This is a genomic window from Mesorhizobium sp. M7A.F.Ca.MR.362.00.0.0, assembly GCF_004023175.1.
Taxonomy (GTDB): domain Bacteria; phylum Pseudomonadota; class Alphaproteobacteria; order Rhizobiales; family Rhizobiaceae; genus Mesorhizobium.
Window position 1 is genome coordinate 1 of the sequence record NZ_RZTF01000951.1, and the last position, 360, is coordinate 360.

Here is a 360-nt window from a genome sequence, read left to right on the forward strand (position 1 = left end):
ACATCTTCAAGCCAGACATAGGGATCGTCGTCGGGAGCATCCAGCGTTGGACGGACATCAAATGCGTTCATGTCCGGACAGCCTTCAGAAAGAAGGGATAGAGGCTTCCGTCGGCTCGGGAACGCTCAGTGTCGGTAGCGGCGCCCACATGTTCGAAAAGCGTGATCATTGATGAGTTCTTCCAGTCGGTGCGGCATCGCAGTGCTTTTGCGCATAGGGCCGCAACCTTCGTGCCAACTGGGAAAATCGTTTCGGAACAATGCGATCGCTCTGGAAGCGTTGTGTCACATGTCCGACATCGTCGAGAATCCGACAACGAGTGCTCCTCCTAATCACCGGATCAACCTCCGGCGCCAGTCG

The 360-nt window shown here is 55.8% G+C and carries 1 protein-coding gene; it reads right to left on the reverse strand.

What is annotated here, in order from left to right; translation table 11 throughout:
- Nucleotides 1–165: 165 nt before the first annotated feature.
- Nucleotides 166–360 (reverse strand): hypothetical protein (locus tag EOC06_RS41235; RefSeq protein ID WP_206631407.1); only part of this gene is annotated, 195 nt, incomplete at its 5' end.